This is a genomic window from Hyphomonas sp. BRH_c22 (assembly GCF_000961795.1).
Taxonomy (GTDB): domain Bacteria; phylum Pseudomonadota; class Alphaproteobacteria; order Caulobacterales; family Hyphomonadaceae; genus Hyphomonas.
In genome coordinates this window covers 33750-41177 of record NZ_LADU01000129.1, presented here as the reverse complement: position 1 = coordinate 41177, position 7428 = coordinate 33750, and the positions used below count along the sequence as shown (strand labels likewise).

Annotated in this window: 10 protein-coding genes; 2 read left to right on the top strand and 8 right to left on the bottom strand. The window is 64.6% G+C overall.

The window, feature by feature from the left end; translation table 11 throughout:
- The 6 genes from VR74_RS21335 to ykgO form a co-directional block, all read right to left on the bottom strand.
- The coding region (locus VR74_RS21335) for a hypothetical protein (protein ID WP_299951303.1) at positions 1-427 on the bottom strand (427 nt) is incomplete at its 3' end.
- Between the two features lie 41 nt (positions 428-468).
- Complete coding sequence (locus tag VR74_RS18660; RefSeq protein ID WP_035616944.1) at positions 469-729, bottom strand: DUF2312 domain-containing protein; 261 nt, start codon at positions 727-729, stop codon at positions 469-471.
- Between the two features lie 45 nt (positions 730-774).
- A complete protein-coding gene (locus tag VR74_RS18655; RefSeq protein WP_045699374.1) occupies positions 775-1719 on the bottom strand; it encodes an alpha/beta hydrolase in 945 nt (314 codons plus the stop codon).
- A gap of 5 nt (positions 1720-1724) precedes the next feature.
- Positions 1725-2255, bottom strand: a complete 531-nt coding sequence (locus VR74_RS18650) for a tetratricopeptide repeat protein (RefSeq protein ID WP_045699373.1) — start codon at positions 2253-2255, stop codon at positions 1725-1727.
- A gap of 48 nt (positions 2256-2303) precedes the next feature.
- On the bottom strand, positions 2304-2912 hold the full coding sequence (locus VR74_RS18645) for an HAD-IA family hydrolase (RefSeq protein WP_045699371.1): 609 nt from the start codon (positions 2910-2912) through the stop codon (positions 2304-2306).
- Positions 2913-2943: 31 nt separating this feature from the next.
- Positions 2944-3069, bottom strand: coding sequence for a type B 50S ribosomal protein L36 (ykgO, locus tag VR74_RS18640; protein ID WP_034736570.1), 126 nt, complete (start codon positions 3067-3069; stop codon positions 2944-2946).
- 111 nt (positions 3070-3180) lie between these two features.
- On the opposite strand from ykgO, the gene VR74_RS18635 reads away from it, so the two are divergent.
- Entirely contained in the window at positions 3181-4536 is a 1356-nt protein-coding gene (locus tag VR74_RS18635) for a lytic murein transglycosylase (RefSeq protein WP_045699369.1), read from the top strand.
- Here the strand turns inward: VR74_RS18635 and VR74_RS18630 are convergent, their stop codons facing one another.
- Complete coding sequence (locus tag VR74_RS18630; RefSeq protein ID WP_045699367.1) at positions 4537-5802, bottom strand: MFS transporter; 1266 nt, start codon at positions 5800-5802, stop codon at positions 4537-4539.
- Positions 5803-5847: 45 nt separating this feature from the next.
- Positions 5848-6330 (bottom strand): hypothetical protein, encoded by a 483-nt coding sequence (locus tag VR74_RS18625; RefSeq protein WP_045699365.1) that lies wholly within the window; start codon positions 6328-6330, stop codon positions 5848-5850.
- Between the two features lie 157 nt (positions 6331-6487).
- On the opposite strand from VR74_RS18625, the gene VR74_RS18620 reads away from it, so the two are divergent.
- Positions 6488-7390 (top strand): motility-associated protein, encoded by a 903-nt coding sequence (locus tag VR74_RS18620; protein ID WP_299951300.1) that lies wholly within the window; start codon positions 6488-6490, stop codon positions 7388-7390.
- Positions 7391-7428: the final 38 nt, after the last annotated feature.

The window sequence follows — 7428 nt, the reverse complement described above, 5'->3', positions numbered from 1 at the left end:
CGGGGGGGTGAGCGGGGGGCTGCGGTGGGGCAGCGGCCACCAGGCGCGGGGGTGGGGGACGCAAAGGGGGTGGCGGTCTCACGTCTGCCTCTGCCGGGGCGTCATCTTCCGTGTCGATGTTGCGCACGCGCGGCGTATAGGCCGGACGCGCTTTGGACTTGAAGCCTGACTTGCCCTTGCCGCGGGCCTTCTTGTCGATTTCTTTCAGCTTGACCTGCTGGAGGCTGGAAAGGGCTTCGCCATCAGCGCCCTTTTCGGGATCGGCAAAGGCCGAGCCATAGGTTTCGATCCGCGCCTCGACCTCTTCGAGGAACTGGCGTTCCCAGTCGGAGAGTTCGGGGCCAAGCCCCTGTTCGGCGAGTTCGGCGGCCTTGCGCAGCTTGCGCAGGGCAGCACGTTTCTTGCGCTCGTCGACATCACGGGACATGACGGGAATGTTAGGGCAATCCGGCCGAAAGGCCAATCGGGTCAGGCGTCGCCGGTCGCGAGGAGGTAGAGCTCCAGCATCATTTCCTGCTCTTCGCGGTCAGCCTTGTCGACCTTGCGCAGGCGAATGACCTGGCGCAGGGCCTTGACGTCAAAACCGAAAGCCTTGGCTTCAGCATAGATTTCCTTGATCTGCTCGGCCACTTCCTTCTTTTCCTCTTCCAGACGCTCGATCTTGGCGACCGTCTGGCGGAGCTTTTCCTTGGTCGTTTCGGTCAGGTGCGTGGCGGCAGCGTCGTCCATGAAGGTGATCCTTGAATCTATGTGTCGGTGGGCAGGCCGAGCCTCTTAGCGAGACTCACCGCCCGTGGCCAGACGCCGAATGGCGTTCGCGACATCACCGCCATGCGCATGGTGCGGCATGTGGCCTTCATCCGGCAGGATCACCAGCTCAACCGGCACCTGCTTTTTCAATTCGCCGACATGGAGTTTCGGACTGATCACCGTGTCCCGGCTTCCCGAAAACACGACAATCGGCACCGTCAGTTCGCCATAGCGCTTTGACTGTGACGCCAGCTCGCCTTCCAGCGTGCGGACATCCTGGGCATTGGCGCGGAAATTGGGCGGGCGGAAAAGCAGGCCGATGGCGGAATTCTCGAAATAGTTTTCCGGCACGGGCGCCGGATCGAATACGCTGTCGATGCCGGCCCTGACCTGCGCCGGGCCGACGGTCGGTACAAGCTGGGTGAAGACCGGTCCGACAAGCGGCGCGGCTGCGAGGCCATTGTACCAGGCCTGCCCGCCGCCGCCCCAGTCATGCGAGACCGGCGCGCTGAGCACCAGGCCCTCGACGAGGTCCGGCCTGTCGAGCGCCAGACGCAGGGCGACTGCGCCGCCGAAGGAATGGCCGACAATCACGGCTTTTTCGCCTGGGGCCAGCTGGTCGAGCACGCCCGCCATCTGCGCGGCCTGCGCGCCGAGGGCGCTGGCGCCATCAAAGCGCTGCGAATAGCCGTGGCCGGGCCTGTCGGCCATGAGAACGCGGAATTCGCTCTCGAGCCGTGGCGCGAGCGTCCAGCTGAATTCGCGCGCATTGGCGCTGGCCCCGTGGATCATCAGGACCGGAGGTCCGGCAGTTCCGGCGGTCAGCACGTTCACGCCATGGCCGTTCACGGTGACGATCCGGCCGGTCGATACGGGATTGGCCTGCTGGACGCGGGATGTGTAGGCGGCGCTGGAGACGCACGCGCCGGCACCCGCGACCGAAAGGGCAAGCAAGGCGATACTGATCATGCGTTTCAAAGCCCCTGGCCCTCGGCCACCCTGGACAGGCGTTTCTCGGCCTGCCGTGCCTGCGTCATGAAGGGATAGATTTCCAGCGCCTGGCGATAGGCGTCGAGCGCTTCGGCCTCGGCGCCCATGGTTTCCATCATGATGCCCAGCCCGGCCCATGCCCCGAAATGGCGGGGTTCTAGCCGCAGGGCCTCGTTGAGGTCGCGCAGGGCTTCCGGGAAATTCTCGTCATTCAGGAACAGGGTCGCGCGGCGGTTCCAGGCTTCGGCATAATCGGGCTCGAGCATGATGGCCCGGTCGTAGAAGGCGCGCGCCGTTTCATAGTCTCCGATCGTCTGGGCATCGACCGCCCGTTCCATGATCATGTCGACGGTCGGCGAGCCGGACTCCATCCACGAGGCCCAGATGTCCTGCGCCGCGTCATTGGCCTCGCTCTCGCTCGGCGCCTTGAGCAGCTTTTCGAACATTTCGTCAGACGGCCCGGCAGAAGCGTGACCGGCAAACAGAAGGGCAGCAAGGAGAAGGGCTTTGAACATGAGGCTCAATATGTACGGGATGGGCGCGGCGGCAACATCAAGTTTGCATCAGATGAGATGATGTGCCGCCAGCGCGGCCTCAAGGCCGGGCGCGCCGGTGAAGTGATGCGTCCGGAAGCCCAGCGCGTCGGCGGCCGCGATATTGGCCGCGCTGTCATCGATGAACAGGACCGTCGCCGGGTCCGGGTTGCCGATGGCCTCAAGCGTGTGCCGGAAAATCGCCGGATCCGGCTTCACCATCCTGATATCGCCCGAAACGACGACATGCCGGAAGCGCTGGAGGGTTTCGAAATGGGCGAGCATGGCGGGCCAGGGGTCTGACGGCATGTTCGACAGGGCGTAGAGCGGGACGCCGCCCGCATGCAGGCGTTCGATCAGGTCAGGCGTGCCGGGGATATAGCCGTTGAACATTTCCATCCAGCGCGTGCCCCAGGCGCGGATTTCGGCTTCGAATTCAGGATATTCGGCAATCAGCGCGCCGGCATTCTCGGCAAAGCTGGCACCGGCGTCATGGCGCGTATGCCATGCCATCGTGCAGACCGTGCCGAGGAAATGATCCCGGGCGGCCGCATCATCGAAAATTTTGTCGTAGAGGCGCGCAGGCTCCCAATCGAGCACGACGCGGCCGAGATCGAACAGGGCAATCGAAACGGTCATTTTACCGCCTCATTGCCTGTTCATCTTCGGCTCAGGCCTGTTTCGCTTTAAAGCGCGGGTTGGTCTTGTTGATCACGTAGACGCGGCCCTTGCGGCGCACGATCTTGCAATCACGATGACGTGCCTTGAGGGACTTGAGTGACGAGCGGACTTTCATGGGCCTGGCCTGACGATCATAAGGAATTGGAAAGCGGTGCGAGTAATGAATCCGGGTAGCAGAGTCAAGGACGCGCGCTGTCATGCAGCGACAATCCAGCGGAGACACACAATGATACAGACTGGCATTGCCAGAACGCAATGGGTTGCAGCAGCGGCCATGTCTGCCCTGCTGGCCTCCTGCGCAGCCGGTCCCCAGCCCGGATCGCCGCCTGTCACGGGCAATCCCCCGGTGACAGCGCCTCAGACAGGGGCGATCAAGTACGCCTCGTCCGGCCATGCCGCGATGGATGCCTGGCGGATCGATTTTTCCAGCCGTGCGCTCGAGGCGGGGCATGACCGCGCGATTGTCGAGTCGCTCCTGTCAGGGATCGAGCCGATCCCGCTCTGGCTCGGGTCCGACATGCAAGTGGCAAGTACCGGCATCAGCGACCAGGCTGAATTCTCCAAGCCGATCTGGGATTACCTGAAAGTACCGCTGGGCGAGAGCCGCATCTCGAATGGGCGCGACCGTCTGGCAATCCAGCCCGCCCTGTTTGCCGATCTCGAGGCCCGCTATGGCGTTGATCGGCAGGTGCTGGTGGCGATCTGGGGCATGGAGACCAGCTATGGCGCGGTCATCGGCAATTTCGATGCCGGGAATGTCCTCGCCAATATGGCGGTCGAAGGCCGGCGGCGCACGTTTGCCGAACGCGAACTGCTCGCGGTGATCAAGATGGTCGAGCGCGGCGATGCCGAACGGTCAGACCTGCTGGCAGGCTGGGCGGGCGCAATGGGCCAGACCCAGTTCATGCCGACAACCTATCTGGCCTATGCCGAGGACTTCGATGGCGACGGGCACAAGGATGTCTGGAAGAATGAAGGCGACGCGCTGGCTTCAGCGGCGAATTACCTGAAGAAATCCGGTTATGCGATGGGCCAGCCCTGGGGCATTGAAGTGGCGGTTCCGGCCGGCTTCGATTTCAGCCTGGCAGATGGCAATGAGCGGCGCATGGACACATGGCGCGCGGCCGGACTGGTGCCGGTCACGGGCGGTGCGTTCGAGACCGGCGGGGCCGACTTTGCGCAGCTCTGGCTGCCGGCGGGCGCCGAAGGGCCGAAATACCTGCTGTTCAACAATTTCAAATCATTCAAGGCCTATAACAATGCCGATTCCTATGCCTTTGCCGTCGGCATGGCGGGCGATGCGATTGCCGGGAAGACGGGGCCTGTAACACCCTGGCCGGTGCATTTGCGGCCCCTGTCGGTCGCCGATATCAAGGCGCTGCAGGCGGGCCTGAACGCGCGGGGCTTCAGCGCCGGGGCGGTGGACGGCATCCCGGGCCGCCAGACCAAGCTGGCGCTGCAGGGCTTCCAGAAGTCGCGCGGACTGGTGGCGGATGGCTATCCGACCAGGGAGATGCTGGCGCTGGTCAATGCGAGTAACGGCGGCGTGGGGGTCTCTTCGGCGACGGACGGCCCGAGCTGATCAGTCGTTAAACTCGCCGACGCCATCCTTCAGGCCGAAACGTGCGAACAGGATCATGAAGACCAGCAGGCCCGCGCAGATGACGAAGGGCAGGTGAGGGTCGACATATTCGTACAGGAACAGGCCGAAGAAGGGCGTGATGATGAAGCCCATGCCATTGGCCGAGATGACCAGTCCGGCGACATTGCCCTGAAGCTGAGGCGAAACGGCAAGGGAAGCCCCGCTGGAGAAACCCGGACGGGCGAGACCCTGGCCGAGACCGATGCAGAACTGGGCGAGGATCAGGCTGGCATAGTCGCGCGCGAAGACGAGGATGATCGCGCCCACGAAAAGCGGCACGCAACCGACCATCATCAGCGTCTTATTGCGCATGTTGAGGCGCGGGATCAGTACGAGCTGGGCCAGCAGCACGGCCAGTGCGCCAACGGTAAAGGCGGGGCCGGTGAACTGGGCGGCCTCGCGGCCTGACACGCCCATCCGGTCCATAACCGTGAACACAAACACCTGTGTCAGGATGCCGGTGGTCAGCGACAGGCACACGGCAAACACGAGGAAGGGCAGGACCGAGCCGGACCGCCAGAGGCCGCGCGCCCCGGTTTCGTCGTCGAACTGGGTGGCGTCGGTGACCGGCTCGCGCTGTTCGGGCAGGCGGAACCAGATCAGGGCCGCCATGCTGAAGGCGATGACGGCCGTGACCGCCAGCGGGCTGAGCAGGCCGGCCGTGGCCACCAGCGCGGCAGCGACGGCCGGGCCGATCACGGTGCCGACGCTGAAGCCGGATGTGATGAAGGCGATCTGTGACTGGCGTTCTGCCGGGCTTGTCCGGTCGGCGACATAGGCCTGCGCCGCCGGGTTTGCGCCAGAGCCGAGCAGGCCGAACATGGAGCGCGAGACGGCGAGGCAGAGGAAAACGAGCACCGTGCCGGTAATGATGTGATTGAGGCTGAGCCAGCCGAAGATCAGCAGCAGCGTCATCGAGAGGCCGTATCCCGCAAGTCCCATGGCCGCGACGGGGCGGCGCCCCCAGCGATTGGACCGCTTGCCCCAGAAGGGCGAGGTGACTGACCACCAGAAGGCCGACAGGGCAAAGATCGACCCGGCCATCCAGTCCGGCAGGTTGAGCTCGCGCGTCAGGGGCGGCAGTACGGCGGCGATCAGCATCGTGTTGCCTGCGCCAATGGCCATCAGCGCAAAGAACAGCAGAAAGAAAGCGCCGCGACGGTCGGGCTGCGGTGTTTCCTGCAGGGAATCAGCTGGCTGGCTCATGCGCCGACTATTCGGCTGGCCCCAGCAAAAAGTCCAGCGGGCGGCTTAGCCGCTGTTTCCGGGCATGGCAGGATAGCATTCGCCGGACCAGGGCGTGAGGCGGGAATCCATCACCGTACGATTGGAAAAGTCGATACAGGCGCGGCCAAATTCACGCACCGCCTGCGTGGCCTCGTCCTCGGCCCATGAATGCGCGCAGGCCGCCTGGTCCGGTGCCAGGCTGGTGGCAGGCGCGCCGGGTTGATGATGGGTCTCGATGAAGTCCGATACGCAGGCGGTATAAGCGGTGATGCGCGCCACATAGGCCTCGCGGACGGCGCGGGCGGATTCCAGCGCGTCGAGCGATGTGAAATATGGCGCGGGCGCCTCAGGGGGAACGAGATCGCCGCAGGCCTGACGGACGATGGCGCGCCCTTGCGCCGTCTGTTCGGGGGCGCAGACACGGTAGCCGTCACTGGCGGTGGAAACCTGCGCCAGGCACGGGGCGGCAAGGGAGGCGAGGGCGAGAGCGGACAGAAGGCTGCGCATGCGTGTGATCGTCTCCGTTGCGCCACCCCTGATGGCCAGTCGGGAAAAGCGTACGTGCATGCCCACGCATGAGCAACCGGGCATGGCAGGGCGCGATCCGCGCACCCACAGGAAAAGAAACGCAGGGTTAAGACCCTTCTGCGCAGGGTGATCCGGTATGACCTTGAAAGGTTTCGGTTTGGCGCAGCTGGTCGGCCTCGTTCTCGTATGCATTCTCGTTTTCGGAGGCCTCGTGCTGACCGGAGGACGCGCGGCCATGCACGCCCTGCCCTTCGAGCTGGCGCTGATCGGCGGCGCCGCCGTCGGCACCGTCCTGATCGGCAATTCACTTGTCGTTGCGCGCGAAGCGCTTGGCGGGTTTGCCACCGCATTCCGCGGCGCCAGATGGGGCCGCGCGGACTATCAGGACCTGCTGGTCCTGCTGGGAACCTTGATGCGCAAGGCGCGCCAGGGCGGGTTCATCGCGATCGAAGCCGATATCGAAGACCCGGCCGGGTCTGCGGTCTTCAAGGCGTCGCCGCGCATCCTCGCCGATGATGCGGCGCGTGCCATGGTGTGCGACGCCTTTCGCCTGATGGCGCTCGACCTGTCCGATCCGGTACGGGCCGAAGCCAAGATGGACCAGTCGATTGCCGTTTATCTCGACCAGCGGATGAAGGCAGTCGCGGCGCTGCATACGCTGGCCGATGCCCTGCCTGCTCTGGGAATCGTGGCGGCCGTCCTCGGCATCATCCGCACGATGGGCTCGATCAACCAGTCACCGGCCATTCTCGGCGCCATGATCGGCTCGGCGCTGCTCGGCACATTTCTTGGCGTTTTCCTCGCTTATGGCCTCGTCGGCCCGGTCGCGGCCCGGTTCGGCCAGATCGTGGAGGAGGATGCGCGTTTCCTTGACGTGATCCGGTCGGTGCTGGGGCCTTATGCCGAAGGCCTGCAGCCCGGAATTGCCATCGAAATGGGCCGCACCTCGATTCCGCTGGCCCTGCAGCCTGATCCGGCGGCCCTGGACCGGGCGCTCAGCGCCTCGCGATTCGTTTCCAAGTCACGAACAGCCGCCTGAAATCCAACGCGTTTGCTTAAGGCTAGTGAAAGCGGTGT

Coding starts and splice junctions, on each gene's coding strand:
- VR74_RS18635 (WP_045699369.1), top strand. CDS start 3,181: ATGATACAGACTGGCATTGCCAGAACGCAATGGGTTGCAGCAGCGGCC.
- VR74_RS18630 (WP_045699367.1), bottom strand. CDS start 5,802: ATGAGCCAGCCAGCTGATTCCCTGCAGGAAACACCGCAGCCCGACCGT.
- ykgO (WP_034736570.1), bottom strand. CDS start 3,069: ATGAAAGTCCGCTCGTCACTCAAGTCCCTCAAGGCACGTCATCGTGAT.
- VR74_RS18660 (WP_035616944.1), bottom strand. CDS start 729: ATGGACGACGCTGCCGCCACGCACCTGACCGAAACGACCAAGGAAAAG.
- VR74_RS18620 (WP_299951300.1), top strand. CDS start 6,488: ATGACCTTGAAAGGTTTCGGTTTGGCGCAGCTGGTCGGCCTCGTTCTC.
- VR74_RS18645 (WP_045699371.1), bottom strand. CDS start 2,912: ATGACCGTTTCGATTGCCCTGTTCGATCTCGGCCGCGTCGTGCTCGAT.
- VR74_RS18625 (WP_045699365.1), bottom strand. CDS start 6,330: ATGCGCAGCCTTCTGTCCGCTCTCGCCCTCGCCTCCCTTGCCGCCCCG.
- VR74_RS18650 (WP_045699373.1), bottom strand. CDS start 2,255: ATGTTCAAAGCCCTTCTCCTTGCTGCCCTTCTGTTTGCCGGTCACGCT.
- VR74_RS18655 (WP_045699374.1), bottom strand. CDS start 1,719: ATGATCAGTATCGCCTTGCTTGCCCTTTCGGTCGCGGGTGCCGGCGCG.